Raw genomic sequence first — 16790 nt, 5'->3', positions numbered from 1 at the left:
TTCCAATAATTATCGCGTTATTTGTATCGCATTTTTACTAATTTAGCACGGTTATCTGTTGCTAGTTTTTAGTAGTCTTTTGATTATAACATTTCTGTTATAGCAGAGGACTAAAGAAATAACAGATACGCTCTAATACACGATTTAAGAATGGTCGTTTTTCCCATTCATCCATGGTTAATTCTGTCGATCGGGCAATATAATCGTATTGGACAATGCTTAAATCACTACCAAAGCCTTCATCATCAATGACAACAGTAATTTCAAAGTTTAACCATAAGCTACGCATATCAAGGTTAACTGAACCTACCATGCTGAGCTGCCCATCAACCATCACGCTTTTGGTATGTAATAAACCATCTTCAAACTGAAAGACTTTTACACCTGCTTCAAGCATTTCTGTAAAAAATGCTCGGCTTGCCCAACGTACAAGGAATGAATCATTGCTACGAGGAACGATAATACTCACATTAACACCTCGCATTGCAGCGGTTGAGATTGCATGGGCAAGATCATCGCTAGGTACAAAATAAGGTGTTGTCAGTACTAATTCTTTTCTTGCAGAGTAAATGGCTGTAATAAGTGATTGTTGAATTAGCTCATCAGGAAAACCTGGTCCTGAGGCGATGACTTGTGTTGTATGGCCGCTTTCTTGTTCACAAGGCATAATATTATCATCAGGAGGAGGTGGTAAATGGCGTTCACCGGTTTCCATTTCCCAGTCAAAGGCATAAATCATACCTAATGTGGTCGAGACAGGGCCTTCCATTCTGACCATAATATCAATCCATTGACCTACACCGGAATCTTGCTTGAAATAACGAGGATCAACCATATTCATACTTCCTGTGTAGGAAATATAATTATCAATTAATACGATTTTTCGATGTTGGCGCAAATCCATGCGACGTAAGAAGAAACGGAATAAATTAACATGCAGTGATTCAACAAATTCAATACCGGCGGCTCTCATTACATCTGGGCCGTTAGTACGGAAAAAATTCCAACTACCCGCAGAGTCAACCATGACTCGGCATTTTACACCTCGTTTAGCGGCTCTAATTAAGGCGTCGGTTACTTCATCGACTAAACCACCTGATTGCCAAATATAGAAAACCATTTCAATATTATCACGGGCATTATTAATATCGCGTGTAATTGAATTAAGCGAATCTTCACAGGTGGTTAAAAGTTCAATCTTGTTACCTTTAACACCTTTAATACCTTGGCGTTTAGCCGTTAATTGGAAAAGAGGCGTAGCAACATCGCTCGTGCTTGTCGCAAAGATATGCTTACATTTTCTCAAGTCTTCAAGCCACGCAACAACAGAAGGCCACATCTGCTTAGCATGTTCAACACGTCGCTTTCCTAGGTGTAATTCACCAAAAGCAAAATACGCAATAACCCCGACTAATGGTAGGATGTAGATGATCAATAGCCATGTCATTGTTGATGTAACAGGTCGTCGGTGCATTAAGACACGAAATGTGACCCCCGCAATTAATAGCCAATAGAAGAAAAAGGTTAGCCAACTTAATACAGTATAAAATGTTGTCATAGTAGAGCTATTTTCCGTTGAAAATGAATTGCATGGATAAGCTAAAGGCAATTTACTAAAAATAGTTCATTATTTTTGTTATTTGCCGAATGTTGTTATTAAATCAGGATTATTATCTCTGTCAAATCTCTTTCTTAAAAGATAAGCATTAAATAAGCAATAAGATACAACTCTTTATTCATTTTTTCTTTGTGAGAAATGCTCAAATAATGGATGAAATTCAAGCAAATCATAAATCACCTCTTGGATCACAAAATGAACGTCTTATAATAGTCCACTTATTCGAAAAAATAGGTGCTGATAGCATGAGACACAGTAGGACTGAAGTAGCTCGTTGGCGTATGATGAGACAAGCTATACGTAAACGACGTCGATGGTTAGAAGGACAATCTCGTCGTAATTTCCGAATTTATAAACTGCGTAAACTTGATACTTCTAGAAAACATAGAGCACTTTTATTTGTACAACACATAGAATGGAACTCATAATTTCACTTTTTAGCGGCTAATATCAATCATTTTACTAAACGTTATTGAATATGATTGCTATTTGCATTTAAACTAGGGGCATATTTTTTCTTTAGGTGAAATAAGATCAGTTATGCGTTGGAAGCTTTGGGTACTCATATCACTTTGTCTACATGCCTCACTTGTTGCGGCTGCGATGTTATATGTTGTAGAAGATAAGCCAGTTACACCTGAGCCTATCTCTATACAGATGTTAGCATTTGCAGCAGATGAGCCTGCTGGCGAACCAGAACCTGTGGTTGAAGAAGTTACTCCTCCAGAACCTGAGCCGGTTGTTGAACCTGAGCCTGAGCCAGAACCTATTCCTGATGTAAAACCTATTATTGAAAAACCAATAGAGAAAAAACCAGAACCAAAGCCGAAACCTAAGCCAAAACCTGTGGACAAACCGAAACCGCCTGTTGAGCGACCACAACCTTTAGTTGTTAATAAAGGTAATGATCTCAAAAATCTTAACCCGACAGCAAAGCCAAGTGATAAAGGCGATGAAAAACCGGTTGCAGTGGCAAGTAGTGGTGAAGGTAAAGTGCCGAATGTAGTACGCCAAGGTTTACCTGAATATCCATCACGAGCACGAGCTGTGGGGATGGAAGGTTCAATTAAAGTTCGTTTTGATGTTGATGCTGATGGAAGAGTTGATAATGTAGAAATTATTTCTGCTGATCCCAAAAACGTGTTTGAGCGCGAAGTAAAAAGAGCAATGCGCCAATGGCGTTATGAAAAAATTCCTTATAAAGGAAAAGTGGTTCTGATTGAATTCAAAATGACAGGGATCTCAGCAAGCTGATTTTTATCAATTAGGCAGTTAAATAAAGCAATATCACTATTTGATACCAGATAAATAAAAGGCACTTTAATAAGTGCCTTTTTTAGTTTCAATTTTTAATGCTTTCACGCTATTCGTTGTAATCGAATTGTCGTAATGGTGTTTTATTCCATTGTACTTGTTAGCGTGAAATGTGCTTTACCTTCAGGTAAGCGACGAGCAGAATTGTTCTCATCAACGGCAACGTAGGTAAATACTGCCTCTGTTGCACGATAACGTTGACCAACAGGCTCTGTGGCGACTTTCTTAACCCAGACTTCAATATTAACAGTAATTGAAGAGTTACCTGTTTTTAAGCAACGCGCATAGCAACAAACGACATCGCCAACAGCGACAGGTTTAAGAAAGGTAATGCCCGTTACGCTTACAGTAACGACACGACCTAAAGCAATTTCTTTCGCTAAAATTGCACCACCGATGTCCATTTGAGACATTAACCAGCCACCGAAAATATCACCATTGGCGTTAGTATCAGCAGGCATGGCAAGGGTACGTAAAACGAGCTCACCATTAGGCAAAGATTGTTGTTCAGTCATGGGATATAAAGTATCTGTAAATAATGTTGAAACTTACTCGTCATACTTTAAGCTGTAGCGTTGTTGACTGCACTCATTCGCACTAGTCACATACTTATGTATGCTCCTAGCGACTCATTCGCTTGCCGCCTAACTACAACTTAAATTATTTAGAGTACCTACTAGCCATACTCAAACAAGAGTATCTACTGGCTATACTCAAGTAAGAGTATCTACTGGCTATACTCAAATAAGAATATCTACTAGCCATACTCAAATAAGAGTATCTACTGGTTATACTCAAATAAGAGTATCTACTAGCCATACTCAAATAAGAGTATCTACTAGCCATACTCAAACAAGAGTATCTACTGGCTATACTCAAATAAGAGTATCTACTAGCCATACTCAAACAAGAGTATCTACTGGCTATACTCAAGTAAGAGTATCTACTGGCTATACTCAAATAAGAATATCTACTGGCCATACTCAAATAAGAGTATCTACTGGTTATACTCTAATAGTTGCACTTGAGGTATTTAGAGCACACATCTCCCAATAAAATAAAAATGATTATTCAGATTTTGAATGAGCATCGTGTGATGTCGGTTTAGATGCTTGTTTTGCCATATCATCTGATAATTCGTGTTCACTATTTTTTGTGGCTTCGTCTTCAGTTTGTTCTTCTGGTAAACGGTTATTCCAGATATAAACCACACTGGCGATAGTAAAGGCAAAGGTCAAAATAGTTAAGCCAAAGACTTTAAAATTAACCCAAGTCTCTTCCGCCAAAGAAAATGCCACATAAATATTACCAAGAGCACAAGCAAAAAAGAAAATCACCCATGCAATATTGAGTTTCTTCCAATTTGCAGGTGGCATTGCAAGCTCTTTACCTAACATTCTTTCCATTAGCGTTTTTGGCGTAAATAACTGCATTCCAATTAAAACGATGGCAAAAATGGCATAAATAGCCGTCACTTTCCATTTAATAAAATCGGCAGAATGGAAGAATATAGTTAATGAGCCAAAAATAGTGACCACAATGGCGGTAATGAGCGGCGCTTTCTCAACTTTATGGAAAATAAGCCATGTCAAGCCGACTGAGATCCACGTCGCGATAATTAATGCACCTGAAGCATAGAAAATATCTTGCCATTTATAGAAGATAAAAAATACTAATAGTGGAGCAAAATCAAGTAATTGCTTAAGCCAGCCATTTTTCATAACAGATAGGAACCTATGGTAATTAAATTCATAAACTTGGCTATTCTAATGCAAAGCGACAGAAAATGGGTAAACAATTGCATATCTTTAACGACATAGTGTTAATTTATACAAAAAACGTTATTTTTATCTGAAATAACTCAATGAAAAATCAACGTAATTGCATTTATGTAAAATTAAAACGCAAGCTTGAGTTATGAAAGAGGATTTAAATATTGCACTAGTATATGATTCATTAACTCATCATTATCTCCCGCCACTTTTTGATGAATGCATAAATAAAAAAGTATTTCTGATAAGAGGAAATCAATGAACGGAAAAAGAATAATAAAATGGATGCCAGGATTAGGCTTACTGTTTAATTATAAGCGTGATTATTTTGGCTATGACTTAAAAGCAGGGCTTTCTGTTGCTGCCGTTGCATTGCCAGTCGCAATTGCTTATACCGAATTATTAGGGATTAATCCGATTGTTGGATTATATGCCTGTATTTTCCCCATGATCATTTATGCATTATTTGGTACTTCTCGCCAATTAATTACGGGGCCTGATGCTGCAACGTGCGCCGTTATTGCAGCGGTTGTTATTCCATTATCTGCGGGTGATGAAAATACACGATGGCAACTTGCAATTATCATGACGGCAATGACGGGTTTTTGGTGTATTTTAGCCAGCCACTTTCGATTGGGGGCTTTTACTGATTTTCTGTCTCGCCCGATCCTTCAAGGACTATTAAATGGTGTTGCGATCACCATTATGGTGGGACAAATTAGTAAAGTATTTGGTTTTGACACTTCTCCAGATCATTTAATTGAAAAATTAATTGAAGTCCCGTTTCGCTTAATGGATGCACATCTACCTACAGTATTGATGTCAGGGATAACACTCGCCTTATTATTGGGTATTCGTTATTTTCGTAGCCGATGGCCAGCACCATTAATCGCCATGGTTGTGATGACTTATCTTAGCTGGCAATTTGATTTAGCAAGCTTTGGTATTGCTATCGTAGATAAAGATGCAGGAAATGTTGATTTGTTTTTACCTGTTGTATCCATGACAGGATTTCATCCGGGTGTCTTGAGAGAATTGTTAGTTCCATCTATAAACTTGGCAGTTATTAGCTTCGTGAGTTTTATGATGACCGCCCGCAGTTTTGCCAGCAAAAATGGTTATGATGTCGATGCAGACCAAGAATTAAAAGCATTAGGTATTGCTAATATTGCGGCAGCGCTTTCTCAAGGATTTGCTGTAAGTGCAGCAAGTAGTCGTACCGCAGTCAATGATTCTGTTGGTGGTAAAACACAATTAGTTTCTATTATTGCAGCTCTGGTTATTTTACTCGTTCTGTTATTTATGACCGATTTTCTTGCCTATATTCCATTATCTTCACTAGGAATTGTGTTGATCGTATCTTCATGGTCATTGCTGAGCATTCGTCATATTTGGTCTTATCGTAAACGTAATAAACAAGCATTTACATTGGCATCATTCACCTTATTAGCCGTGTTATTAGCAGGGCTGATTAACGGTATTGGTTTTGCAGTTTTATTAGGTTTATTACAATTCTTGCGCATTGTTTTTCGACCAAGTGATCAACTATTGGGTGTTGATGAACAGGGTATGGTTCATTCAATGAATAAGGATAATGGTATTGAGCCTATCGATGGTTTAATGATGTATCGTTTTAATTCACCGCTAACTTATTTTAATGTGGGTTATTTTAAAAAGCGGGTACTTCAACTTGTTGATAGCGCGCCTCAACGACCAGCATGGTTAGCCGTGGATGCAGCTGTAAGCTTTACCTATGACGATGTCAGCGTGTTTGCTGCTATTGATGAACTAATACGGGAACTGCGAATAAAAGGCGTGAAATTGGTTTTAGCAGGGCGCAGAACAGAATTAAATCGCTGGATTGAACGTAACAGAATTTCACTAAATGAAGATGACTTAATTATCGCCCCTGATCTCTATTTTGTGATCCGACTGTATCAAAGCCGACAGCAAATCAAAGAAAAACAGAAAGAAGCACGAAAAGAGGCACTAAAGCAAGAAGCTGAAAGCCAAGAAACCGAGAATAACGAAGACGCGATATTAGACGTACCGATAGAGAGCCATACATCAACACCTTAAGTATTTTGGTTAAGTTTTACGAGTAGTGATGAATAAAAAGCAAAATCCCGTGATAAGTTGTTAGCTTATACACGGGATTTTTTTATTGGTCAATTTTGTAGGTCGCTATGTGTTGAATAAACTAGCGTGTTTGTTGTGTTGTGTATTTGTTTTCAACCAACATAAACAAACGAAATAGGTAGATAATCAGCCAAGCTGAAGCCATATTTTTCAGAAAATAGAATAAGAAGTTATGGACAAGATCAGGTAGTTGAATTGTAAGATTGCTCACAAAGCCAATACCAAACTGCAATAAGATCCAAATACCTAAAGCAGGAATAAGGGAGCCAGACTCACTAAACCCAATCTTCCAACCTAAACGTATTGCACTTCCCATATTTTGTTGGCGCACTAAGACAACGGGCGCTAATGCAAAACCAATTAGCAAAATGATGCCAGGAATAATCATCACCATAAAACCTGCGCTAATTAAAATAGAGCACAGAACAATCAGTAAAAACATTTTTGGTAAGCGAGGTAAACAGGCGTTAAATGTTTGACCTAGGGTGACATTGTGACCTGTAGAGATCGCCATAGTGAACATCAATAAGGTTAGAACTAAGATGCTTTGCTGTAGTGTTTCAAATGCATATAGTGATAACACTTTTTTGGCGATACCCACGACACTGTTTGACATTGCTTCTAATTCAGCAGGAGAAGTAGAAGAAAGCTGTGTATTTTTAAAATTAGCCACAAATTCAATCATCAATTGGTATTCTTGAGGATTAGGGCCAATTAAGACATGAACTATCGCTAAAACAACAGCAAGGATAGCGGAAAGAGTAACAATGCTACGTCGTTCATTCTTATAAAAATTCAGACTGTCTCGGTAGATTGTGCGTGCCGTGGTAGGCATGAAACTGCTCCTATAAAAATAGACTGTGTCAATGCGCGCTATTGTACCTTCTACAACAGCAAAAAGGGATATTTTCTCTTACTTCTCTTATTTAGTTTTTTCTTGATGGCAATAATCAAAATATCCCTCAGTATTTAAAATAAAACAAACATCACTTTAACATAAAAATAACTTTATTTTTAAATATATCTTTTTAGGATGTTTTTTATTCAAAAAATATTACTAAGAATAAATTTAATTATAAGAAAAAATTGTATTAATGAGTAATTTGATGTGGATCAATTATAAATAATCGCATTGATAAATAATAAAAAGAGAAATAACACTTTCTGCAAAAATAATTCCAAAGTTGTGATCGGTATTAGATCATAATTATTGATAAATGGTTATATTTTTAGCGGAGATTTTACTTATTACAGGAATGGGTTAAATAATGAAAAAACTTTCTGCGCTTATTTTAGCGGCTGCAACTCTTGCGCCTTCTATTTCTTTCGCTCACCAAGCGGGTGATTTTTTATTCCGTGCGGGTACTGCAACTGTTCGTCCAAATGCAGGCTCTGATGCAATATTAGGTGGCGACCATTTTGAAGTAAATAATAATACTCAATTAGGTTTAACCTTTGGGTATATGATCACCGATAATATCGGCGTTGAATTATTAGCAGCTACACCATTTGAGCATAAAATCGCATTAACTGGTGTTGGCGAAATTGCAAAAGTTAAACATTTACCACCAACATTAATGGCGCAATACTACTTCGGTAATGCAGAAGATAAATTACGTCCTTATTTAGGTGCAGGTCTTAACTTTACCACGTTCTTTGATGAGAAATTCAATAATAACCCAGCTGTTGATGGTTTAGGTTTAAATGGACTTGATCTTAAGGATTCATGGGGCTTTGCAGCACAAGCAGGTTTAGATTATAACCTCGATAAAAACTGGATGCTGAATGCTTCTGTTTGGTGGATGAACATCGAAACAAAAGCAAGATTCAACAGTGAAGTTGCTAATAAAGACTTTGACGTAAAAACACGTTTAGACCCATTTGTATTTATGTTTGGTGTGGGTTACCGTTTCTAATTATTCTTTCTTTAAAAGAATATCTCATAATGAAAAGCGAAGATTATCTTCGCTTTTTTTTGTTTTTTAAATTCGAATAAAGCCTTTCACTTTTAGATTATATAAAGTCTCTAGTTTATTGTTGAATACACTATTTATGGGTAATTAAAAATAGAGATAAATAGAAAAAGATGTATTTTAAATAAAACATTTAATATTAAAATAATAAGAAAGATGTATTTTATATATATCTTTTATTTACACCATCTTAATAAGATAAGAAAGAGTATTTTTCTTTATTAAAGACTAACGAGCTTTTAATAAAGAAAGGAGAGTATTAAATAGATGTATTTAAAATGCATCTTTAATTTGATTTTAGTAAAAGTGCTTTATCTATCAAGAGATAGAAAGAAATAAAAGAAGAATAAAAAGGGTTTAAGATAGGGCATATTTATAAAAACATGAAGATTAAATTTCAATCAGTAAATGATTAGTTATTCTTTTGTATTGCTCTTTTTATGAACGGTTATTAAGGCTAGGAAAAAATAACCTTTTTTTAATCTATTGGCGTTTTTTATAAAAATTGATCTGCTTTATGATAAAAGTGAATGCCAAGAGTGAAATACTTGGCAAAAAAAGACCACCGAAATGGTGGTCTAAAAAGTAAGGCTAAAGGAAGACTAGAATAAAGAGGGGATCAGCGAATAACCATTGAGTTGATAACGCCTTTTACACCAGTAACTTTGCGTGTTGCTTCAATGGCTCGATTAGCATCCGCTTGAGAAGAGACAAAACCACTTAGTTGAACTTTACCCTTAAATGTCTCGACGCTAATTTGTGTTGAATTAAGATTTTTTTCACCTATTAGTGCGGTCTTAACTTTGGTGGTGATCACGGAGTCATCAAAATAACCCCCTGTACCTTCTGATGTTGCAGTAGGTGAACATGCAGATAAGGTAAACGCCATAAGTAACGCTGCCATAACAGCGGATATTTTTGCCCATAGTTTCATCATCAAACTCCTTTTAATCACATTATTGATTGAGAATTTCTGAAAGAAAAATATAAAGCGCTTTATAAAGTATGTGCAAAAAAACAAAATTTTGCCAAATTTTTATCAGTACAGTTCAAGTCTCTTGAAATAAGTGAATAGGGAACATTGCACCATTTTATGCGGGTTAAGCAGCAAAATAGGTAATAAAAAGCGTGAGTTAATTAGTGTGGATTTCAGAGTAATCCGCTTAGAAAAATAGCAAGCTATCCTTCTAAAGCGGATCAAATAGGAAGGTTAGGCAATGGTTGCCGCTTTCATTTCTTTAACAAATTGAGTGAGCGCTTTAAGCATGATATCTGGCTGGTGTAGGTTTTTCTCAATAATTTGAACAACCGCTGAGCCTGAAATTGCGCCAGCCGCGCCATTTGCAATCGCTTCTTTCACTTGTTTAGGCTCTGAAATTCCAAATCCTTGTAATGCCGGAGGAGCATTATAGGTTTTTAGTTTGTCAGTAAGATGTGTCAGTGATTGTTCTGCACGTTTATCCGTTCCTGTTACACCAGCTCTTGATAACAAATAGGTATAACCTTTACCTGATGCCGCTAATTCTTGTAAAAGTTCATCGTCAGCATTAGGTGGGCAAATAAAAATAGGGCTGATATTGGTGCGTTGCGCTGCTTCACGGAACTCTTTTGATTCACGCAGAGGTACATCACCAATTAAGACGGAATCCACACCGGCTTGTTCGCATTTACCATAAAAATTATCAATACCATTACTAAAAACAAGGTTGGCATAAACCAATAGACCAATAGGAATATTAGGATGTTTTTTACGTACGCTTGCTAAAAGTGCAAAGCAATCAGTAGGAGTTACACCTACATTCAGTGCTCGTAAATTAGCACCTTGAATGGTAGGGCCATCAGCAAGTGGATCGGAAAATGGAATACCAATCTCTAATGCATCTGCGCCACCTTCAATTAATGCATCAATTATTTGTAATGACAGCTCAGGAGAAGGATCACCTAATGTGACAAAAGGAACGAATGCGCCTTGCTGTTTTTGTGCTAATGCTTCAAAGCATACTTGATAACGGCTCATTAGATTTCTCCTCTTGCTGCTAAAATATCGTTTACAGTAAAAATATCTTTATCGCCACGACCGGATAAGTTCACGATTAATAACTGTTCTTTGTCAGGATTTTGTGCAATTAATTTCAGTGCATAAGCCAATGCATGAGAAGATTCTAAAGCTGGAATAATCCCTTCACGGCGAGAAAGTGCTTTAAATGCTTCAATGGCTTCATCATCGGTAACAGAAACATAATCCGCACGACCAATACTATTTAAATGTGCGTGCTGAGGTCCGACAGATGGGAAATCAAGACCTGCTGAAATTGAATATGACTCTTCAATTTGTCCTTCATCTGTCTGCATAATTGGGGATTTCATGCCAAAATAGATCCCTAATTTACCATGTTTCAGTGGGGCACCATGTTCACCGGTTTCAATACCTTTACCCGCAGGTTCAACACCAATCAATTGCACTGAAGTTTCTGGAATAAAGGAAGCAAATAAACCGATAGCATTAGAGCCACCGCCAATACAAGCGATAGCGGCATCAGGTAGACGGCCTTCACGCTCTAGAATTTGTGCTTTGGCTTCATCACCAATCATGCGTTGAAATTCACGAACAATTGTTGGATAAGGGTGAGGACCCGCTGCTGTTCCTAACAAGTAGTGAGCGCGGTCGTAACAACCAGACCAGTCACGTAATGCCTCATTACAGGCATCTTTTAAGGTAGATGAACCACTATGAACAGGAATAACCTCTGCACCCATTAAGCGCATACGAAATACGTTAGGTGATTGACGTTCGACGTCTTTTGCACCCATATAGATACGACATTTCATATTAAGCAGTGCGCAGGCTAAAGCGGTTGCAACTCCGTGTTGACCAGCACCTGTTTCTGCAATAATTTCTGTTTTACCCATACGTTTTGCTAGCAAGGCCTGACCTAGTACTTGGTTAGTTTTATGAGCGCCACCATGTAGTAAATCTTCACGTTTTAGATATAAACGAGTTCGAGTGCCTTCTGTTAAATTACGGCAAAGTGTTAATGCCGTTGGTCTGCCCGCATAATTTTTTAATAAATCTTGGAATTCTTGCTGAAATGACGGATCGTTTTGTGCATCAATAAAAGCTTGTTCGAGTTGATCCAATGCAGGAATTAAGATTTCAGGTACATATTGGCCACCAAATTCGCCAAAGTAGGGGTTAAGTTTTCTCATTGTGATGTCATCCTGTTTAAAATTTTATCTTTGTGAAATTTAGTTTAGCTGTAATTGTGCAAATACTTGGTTCAGACGTTGCGTATCTTTTATGCCAGGAGCCGATTCTACTCCAGAGTTAAAATCAAGCCCGATACAGCCTGTTTTAACCGCATCTAAACAGTTTTCACTGTTAAGACCACCTGCAAGTAATGCTTTTTCACGTAATGTATTAGGAATTTTTTGCCAATTAAACGTTGTTCCTGTGCCACCTGTTCCGTTATCAAGTACATATTTATTAACGAGTGCAACGGGGTGAATATCAGCATGGTTTGCCATATTTATCGCTTGCCAAATTTCACAATTAGGTTGGATTTTCTGGTGAAGTTGCTCAATAAATTGCGCATCTTCTTGTCCATGTAATTGAATGGCAGATAAATTAAGTTTTTCGGCATAGTCGCAAATAAGCTCAATAGGTTGATTTTGAAACACGCCCACAAACGCTAAGGGAGCTTGTGCTATTAACTCTTTTGCTTGTGACAATGTCACCTTACGCGGAGATTTTTCTGCGAAAATCAACCCTGCATAATAAGCACCTGCTTGATAAACCGCTTTTACATCTTGTGTACGAGTTAACCCGCACACTTTATGCTTTCCCAAAACTAGTGCTCTCACTGCTTGGTCGATATTGTCTTGTGACATTAAAGCACTGCCTACCAGAAAACCATTAGCATATTGGCTTAGCTCTTGAACTTGCTGGTGGGTATGAATACCTGACTCACTGATCACGATTGCATCTTTGGGCAATCCTTGGCTTAACTGCTGGGTACGAGCTAAATCGATAGAGAGATCACGCAAATCACGATTGTTAATACCGATGACTTTGGCATTAAGATTGATGGCACGCTGACGCTCTTCTTCTGTGCTTACTTCGGTTAATACACCCATATTTAATTGATGAGCAACGGCTGATAGCGCACGATATTGCTCATCATCTAAGACAGAAAGCATTAATAAAATGGCATCTGCTTGATAAAAACGCGCTAAATAGATTTGGTATTCATCAATAATAAAGTCTTTACACAAAACGGGTTGATGAACCGCTTGGCTGACTTGACGTAAATAATCAAAGCTCCCTTGGAAATATTTTTCATCAGTTAATACAGAAATAGCAGCTGCATAAGGCTGATAAATTTTTGCAATCGTCGCAGGATCAAAATCAGCACGAATTAAACCTTTTGAGGGTGATGCTTTTTTACACTCTAAAATAAAAACAGTATTAGGCTGAGTTAATGCCTGATAAAACGAACGTGTTGATGGCACTATTTGTTGCACAAATTCTGATAATGGTTGGTTTGTTTTACGTGCAATCAGATATTCAGCTTTATCTTTTACAATGGCGTTTAATACAGTCATGCTCTTATCCTCTTGCTGCTAATGCAGTTACACGATTTATTGCTTTACCGCTATAAATGGCGTGCATAGCAACTTCAGTATTCATTTTTAAATCCTCTTGCCCATGTAAACGCATTAATAAAGCGACATTAGCGGCGACAGATTCGGTATGTGCTCTTTTTCCTTCTCCTTGTAGTAAGTCTGCCAATAATTGACGATTTACTTCAGGTGTACCACCTTCTAGATCAGTAATGGCACAAGGGCGAAGACCAAAATCACTTGGTGTGAGTTCATAACGTGTAATTTCGCCATTACGTAATTCAGCGACTTGGGTAGGCGCATGTAGTGAAACTTCATCCATTCCGCCACTGTGAACAACAGCAGCACGCTCATAACCTAAAACTTTTAATGTATCTGCGATAGGCATCAATAACTCTGGGCTATATACACCAATTAACGCTAATGGTGGGCGAGCAGGGTTAATCAGAGGACCTAACACATTAAATAATGTGCGTGTTTTTAGTTGTTGGCGAACAGGGGCGGCAAAACGAAAACCGCTATGATATTGAGGTGCAAATAAAAAGCATAAACCCACTTCATCCAGTAATTGGCGTGCATCATCAGCACTTCTGTCTAAAGGGATACCAAATGCCGCTAATAAGTCGGAAGATCCCGAGCGACTAGATACGCTACGATTACCGTGTTTCGCCACTTTGATACCAACTTCAGCCGCAACAAATGCGCTTGCTGTTGAAATATTAATGCTGTTGGCACCATCTCCCCCAGTGCCGACAATATCGCAAAAGGTGTAATCAGGGCGAGGAAAAGGTTGTGCATTTTCAAGTAATGCACGCGCTGCGCCAGCGATTTCTTGAGGATGTTCACCACGCATTTTCATGCTGATCAAAACTGCCGCTAATTGTGATTCCGTTAACTCGCCGCGAATAATGGCGCTAAACAGTGTTTGGCTTTCTTCTAATGTTAACTGTTGTGCGCTAAATAATTTATTGAAGATAGTTTCCATTTTATGCGTCTCCTTTAGGAGTTAATGCCCATGCGATTGTTTGTTCTAAAAGTTGTGCGCCTTTTGTGGTTAAAATTGATTCTGGGTGAAACTGAAAACCACAAGTTTTATGTTGACGGTGACGCACCGCCATAACAGTGTTATCGCACCAAGCATTAATAATGAGTTGTTCTGGAACTTGTTCTCCTGAAAGCGAATGATAACGAGCAACGGGTAAAGGGTTAGGCAAATTCACAAACATTTCGCTATTATCGTGCTCAGCTAATGTCGCTTTGCCGTGTAAGATCTCTCCACATGAAGAAACTTTGCCGCCGTAGGCCTCAATAATGGCTTGATGACCTAAGCAAATACCAATCACAGGTAATGTGCCTAATACACGTTTTAGCAATTCAGGCATACAACCTGCTTGTGAAGGTGCCCCTGGTCCCGGAGATAACAGTAAAATCGGGTTATCGAGTTCACGTAGTTTTTGTTCAATAAAATCGGCAGTGACGCTATTGCGATAAATCACAACGTTATTGCCAAGGCTACGCAGTTGATCAACAAGGTTATAAGTAAATGAGTCGATATTATCGAGCAGTAAGATAGTCGCCATTAGCAAGCCTCCTGCAGTTGTGTATCTGTATGAGCTTGTAAAATAGCGTTGATTACTGCTTGTGATTTATTGCGTGTTTCTTCAGCTTCCATTTGAGGATCTGAATCAAGCACAATCCCAGCACCGACTTGAATAGTGGCAATATTATTTTCAACATAAGCAGAGCGAATAACTATGCAAGTATCAAAATCACCTGCACCAGTAAAATAGCCGATGGCACCACCGTAACTACCTCGTTTTGTTTTTTCATAACGAGCAATTAGTTGCATTGCACTGACTTTAGGTGCGCCCGATAACGTTCCCATATTCATACAGGCTTGATAAGCATGGAAAATATCTAAGTCATCACGTAGTTTGCCTACGACTCTTGAAACTAAGTGCATTACAAAAGCGTAACGGTCAACTTTTGTTAATTCTGCGACATAACGGCTGCCTGCTTGGCAAATACGTGCCAAATCATTACGCGCCAGATCGACTAACATTAAATGTTCAGAAAGCTCTTTCGTATCAGTGCGCATTTCAAGTTCAATTCGACTGTCTAAATCTGCATTAATCGAACCATCTGCATTACGTCCTCTTGGGCGAGTTCCTGCAATTGGGTAGATTTCAATTTGTCGATCGCTTGTTTGATATTTCAATGCGCTTTCTGGTGATGCACCAAATACTGTGAATAAGGCATCTTGCATATAGAACAAATAAGGGCTTGGGTTTTTCTCTTTCAACACTTGATAAGCGGCAAGTGGTGAAGGGCAAGCAACTTGAAAGCGACGTGATGGAACAACTTGGAAAATATCACCACGACGAATATAGGTTTTCATTGCCTCAACAATATCGCCATAACCTTTATCATCCATATTGCCTTGTATTGTTGACTCTGCTGCTGTTAAAGCGCGGCGAATAGGGTGTTTTAATGGTTGTTTTGCCAGCGAAATTAATTCGGTTTGTCGCGCAGTGAGGCGGTGGCACTCAGCTTTATCGTCAGTAAACGCAATGGAAATTAACTGACTATCTTTATTTTGGTGGTCGATCACGATTAATTGTTCTGCCAAATAAAAGCAGTAGTCAGGACATGAAAAAACAGTGTCTAACTCAGGAATAGGTTCAAATCCACTGACTAAATCGTAAGCAAATAAACCGCCAACAAAAATAGCATTAGCATCTTTAGTGTCTTTATTAGCAAGAAAGAAACGTAACGCATCAAATACGCTGGCTGATTTTAATTTACTTTCTTCATCAATATCTTGTACAGGTGATGAAAAAGTAAAAACACACTGTTTATCGCTCTCTTGTGTTAAGAAAGCTTTTTCTTTTAGTGCGATTTTTAATGCAGGTAATAAAGCTTGTCCATTAACGCTTAATGCATCAATAGTGACTTGATTTTTTACTGCACTGATACGCAATGCGCTATCAACAATTAACAAACTTTTTAAGTTTGCTTTGGTGTCAACTTGTGCAGATTCTAACAATAATGTGTGATGCTTGTTTTCACATAATGTATTGAAAAGTAAAGCGGGTTCGCTGTGGTAAGGCAGTGGCGTTGCCTTGGTGTTAAATGAGAATGCAAGTGATGTATTCATTATTATCGCTCTATATTATTTTTTACTAACCGTTTTTAATGCATAAAAAAACCCGCGTAGGCGGGTTTTAGATATCACTGACGTAAAGCCGGAGATCAAACCGCCCATAAAAGAGTATTGCGCCACCAAAGAGCGATAAGATGTTGATTGGTATTCATAAGATCTCCTTACAGCTAACGACAGATAATAAGTTAATA

15 protein-coding genes are annotated in these 16790 nt (G+C 37.9%); 4 read left to right on the top strand and 11 right to left on the bottom strand.

Features of this window, described 5'->3' with window-relative positions; all coding sequences use genetic code 11:
* Positions 1-97 precede the first annotated feature (97 nt).
* Positions 98-1558 (bottom strand): cardiolipin synthase, encoded by a 1461-nt coding sequence (gene cls / locus AB4J89_RS04765; protein WP_088495715.1) that lies wholly within the window; start codon positions 1556-1558, stop codon positions 98-100.
* Between the two features lie 305 nt (positions 1559-1863).
* On the opposite strand from cls, the gene AB4J89_RS04760 reads away from it, so the two are divergent.
* Both AB4J89_RS04760 and tonB read left to right on the top strand, forming a co-directional pair.
* Entirely contained in the window at positions 1864-2046 is a 183-nt protein-coding gene (locus AB4J89_RS04760) for a YciY family protein (RefSeq protein WP_036913581.1), read from the top strand.
* A gap of 112 nt (positions 2047-2158) precedes the next feature.
* Positions 2159-2872 (top strand): TonB system transport protein TonB, encoded by a 714-nt coding sequence (gene tonB, locus AB4J89_RS04755; protein WP_088495714.1) that lies wholly within the window; start codon positions 2159-2161, stop codon positions 2870-2872.
* A gap of 143 nt (positions 2873-3015) precedes the next feature.
* On the opposite strand, the gene yciA is transcribed toward tonB, so the two are convergent.
* The gene (gene yciA, locus AB4J89_RS04750) at positions 3016-3447 is read right to left on the bottom strand and encodes an acyl-CoA thioester hydrolase YciA (protein WP_006536988.1); all 432 of its coding nucleotides are present in this window, start codon (positions 3445-3447) and stop codon (positions 3016-3018) included.
* 552 nt (positions 3448-3999) lie between these two features.
* Positions 4000-4653 carry a septation protein A gene (locus AB4J89_RS04745; protein WP_088495713.1) on the bottom strand — a complete coding sequence of 218 codons (654 nt, stop codon included), beginning with the start codon at positions 4651-4653 and terminating at the stop codon, positions 4000-4002.
* A gap of 309 nt (positions 4654-4962) precedes the next feature.
* On the opposite strand from AB4J89_RS04745, the gene AB4J89_RS04740 reads away from it, so the two are divergent.
* A complete protein-coding gene (locus tag AB4J89_RS04740; RefSeq protein WP_088495712.1) occupies positions 4963-6783 on the top strand; it encodes a SulP family inorganic anion transporter in 1821 nt (606 codons plus the stop codon).
* A 121-nt stretch (positions 6784-6904) separates the two neighbouring features.
* On the opposite strand, the gene AB4J89_RS04735 is transcribed toward AB4J89_RS04740, so the two are convergent.
* Positions 6905-7678, bottom strand: a complete 774-nt coding sequence (locus AB4J89_RS04735; RefSeq protein ID WP_088495711.1) for a YciC family protein — start codon at positions 7676-7678, stop codon at positions 6905-6907.
* A 433-nt stretch (positions 7679-8111) separates the two neighbouring features.
* Between AB4J89_RS04735 and ompW the strand changes: the two genes are divergently transcribed.
* Positions 8112-8759, top strand: a complete 648-nt coding sequence (ompW, locus tag AB4J89_RS04730) for an outer membrane protein OmpW (RefSeq protein WP_088495710.1) — start codon at positions 8112-8114, stop codon at positions 8757-8759.
* A 676-nt stretch (positions 8760-9435) separates the two neighbouring features.
* On the opposite strand, the gene AB4J89_RS04725 is transcribed toward ompW, so the two are convergent.
* The 7 genes from AB4J89_RS04725 to AB4J89_RS04695 all read right to left on the bottom strand — a co-directional run bounded on the left by AB4J89_RS04725 (position 9436) and on the right by AB4J89_RS04695 (position 16593).
* Entirely contained in the window at positions 9436-9750 is a 315-nt protein-coding gene (locus AB4J89_RS04725) for a BON domain-containing protein (RefSeq protein ID WP_088495709.1), read from the bottom strand.
* A gap of 276 nt (positions 9751-10026) precedes the next feature.
* Positions 10027-10833: a tryptophan synthase subunit alpha gene (gene trpA / locus AB4J89_RS04720; protein ID WP_088495708.1), complete on the bottom strand. Its 807-nt coding sequence runs from the start codon at positions 10831-10833 to the stop codon at positions 10027-10029.
* Positions 10833-12023 carry a tryptophan synthase subunit beta gene (trpB, locus tag AB4J89_RS04715; RefSeq protein WP_036937130.1) on the bottom strand — a complete coding sequence of 397 codons (1191 nt, stop codon included), beginning with the start codon at positions 12021-12023 and terminating at the stop codon, positions 10833-10835. Before trpB ends, trpA begins: the two co-directional genes overlap by 1 nt.
* Positions 12024-12062: 39 nt before the next feature.
* Positions 12063-13418: a bifunctional indole-3-glycerol-phosphate synthase TrpC/phosphoribosylanthranilate isomerase TrpF gene (gene trpCF / locus AB4J89_RS04710; RefSeq protein WP_368468298.1), complete on the bottom strand. Its 1356-nt coding sequence runs from the start codon at positions 13416-13418 to the stop codon at positions 12063-12065.
* Between the two features lie 4 nt (positions 13419-13422).
* Positions 13423-14421, bottom strand: a complete 999-nt coding sequence (trpD, locus tag AB4J89_RS04705; protein ID WP_088495706.1) for an anthranilate phosphoribosyltransferase — start codon at positions 14419-14421, stop codon at positions 13423-13425.
* A 1-nt stretch (position 14422) separates the two neighbouring features.
* Positions 14423-15016 (bottom strand): aminodeoxychorismate/anthranilate synthase component II, encoded by a 594-nt coding sequence (locus tag AB4J89_RS04700; RefSeq protein ID WP_109402903.1) that lies wholly within the window; start codon positions 15014-15016, stop codon positions 14423-14425.
* Complete coding sequence (locus tag AB4J89_RS04695) at positions 15016-16593, bottom strand: anthranilate synthase component 1 (protein WP_368468295.1); 1578 nt, start codon at positions 16591-16593, stop codon at positions 15016-15018. Before AB4J89_RS04695 ends, AB4J89_RS04700 begins: the two co-directional genes overlap by 1 nt.
* Positions 16594-16790 lie beyond the last annotated feature (197 nt).

Origin of the sequence: Proteus sp. STS61-E, from assembly GCF_040932335.1 — a bacterium.
Classification (GTDB): Bacteria; Pseudomonadota; Gammaproteobacteria; order Enterobacterales; family Enterobacteriaceae; genus Proteus; species Proteus mirabilis_B.
This window is presented reverse-complemented; position numbering and strand designations above follow the sequence as displayed.

Excerpts from the sequence above, each read along its gene's own strand:
- trpA (WP_088495708.1), bottom strand. The coding sequence starts at position 10,833 with ATGAGCCGTTATCAAGTATGCTTTGAAGCATTAGCACAAAAACAGCAA.
- AB4J89_RS04700 (WP_109402903.1), bottom strand. The coding sequence starts at position 15,016 with ATGGCGACTATCTTACTGCTCGATAATATCGACTCATTTACTTATAAC.
- trpB (WP_036937130.1), bottom strand. The coding sequence starts at position 12,023 with ATGAGAAAACTTAACCCCTACTTTGGCGAATTTGGTGGCCAATATGTA.
- AB4J89_RS04745 (WP_088495713.1), bottom strand. The coding sequence starts at position 4,653 with ATGAAAAATGGCTGGCTTAAGCAATTACTTGATTTTGCTCCACTATTA.
- AB4J89_RS04760 (WP_036913581.1), top strand. The coding sequence starts at position 1,864 with ATGAGACACAGTAGGACTGAAGTAGCTCGTTGGCGTATGATGAGACAA.
- AB4J89_RS04725 (WP_088495709.1), bottom strand. The coding sequence starts at position 9,750 with ATGAAACTATGGGCAAAAATATCCGCTGTTATGGCAGCGTTACTTATG.
- yciA (WP_006536988.1), bottom strand. The coding sequence starts at position 3,447 with ATGACTGAACAACAATCTTTGCCTAATGGTGAGCTCGTTTTACGTACC.
- tonB (WP_088495714.1), top strand. The coding sequence starts at position 2,159 with ATGCGTTGGAAGCTTTGGGTACTCATATCACTTTGTCTACATGCCTCA.
- trpCF (WP_368468298.1), bottom strand. The coding sequence starts at position 13,418 with ATGACTGTATTAAACGCCATTGTAAAAGATAAAGCTGAATATCTGATT.
- AB4J89_RS04740 (WP_088495712.1), top strand. The coding sequence starts at position 4,963 with ATGAACGGAAAAAGAATAATAAAATGGATGCCAGGATTAGGCTTACTG.
- ompW (WP_088495710.1), top strand. The coding sequence starts at position 8,112 with ATGAAAAAACTTTCTGCGCTTATTTTAGCGGCTGCAACTCTTGCGCCT.
- cls (WP_088495715.1), bottom strand. The coding sequence starts at position 1,558 with ATGACAACATTTTATACTGTATTAAGTTGGCTAACCTTTTTCTTCTAT.
- trpD (WP_088495706.1), bottom strand. The coding sequence starts at position 14,421 with ATGGAAACTATCTTCAATAAATTATTTAGCGCACAACAGTTAACATTA.
- AB4J89_RS04735 (WP_088495711.1), bottom strand. The coding sequence starts at position 7,678 with ATGCCTACCACGGCACGCACAATCTACCGAGACAGTCTGAATTTTTAT.
- AB4J89_RS04695 (WP_368468295.1), bottom strand. The coding sequence starts at position 16,593 with ATGAATACATCACTTGCATTCTCATTTAACACCAAGGCAACGCCACTG.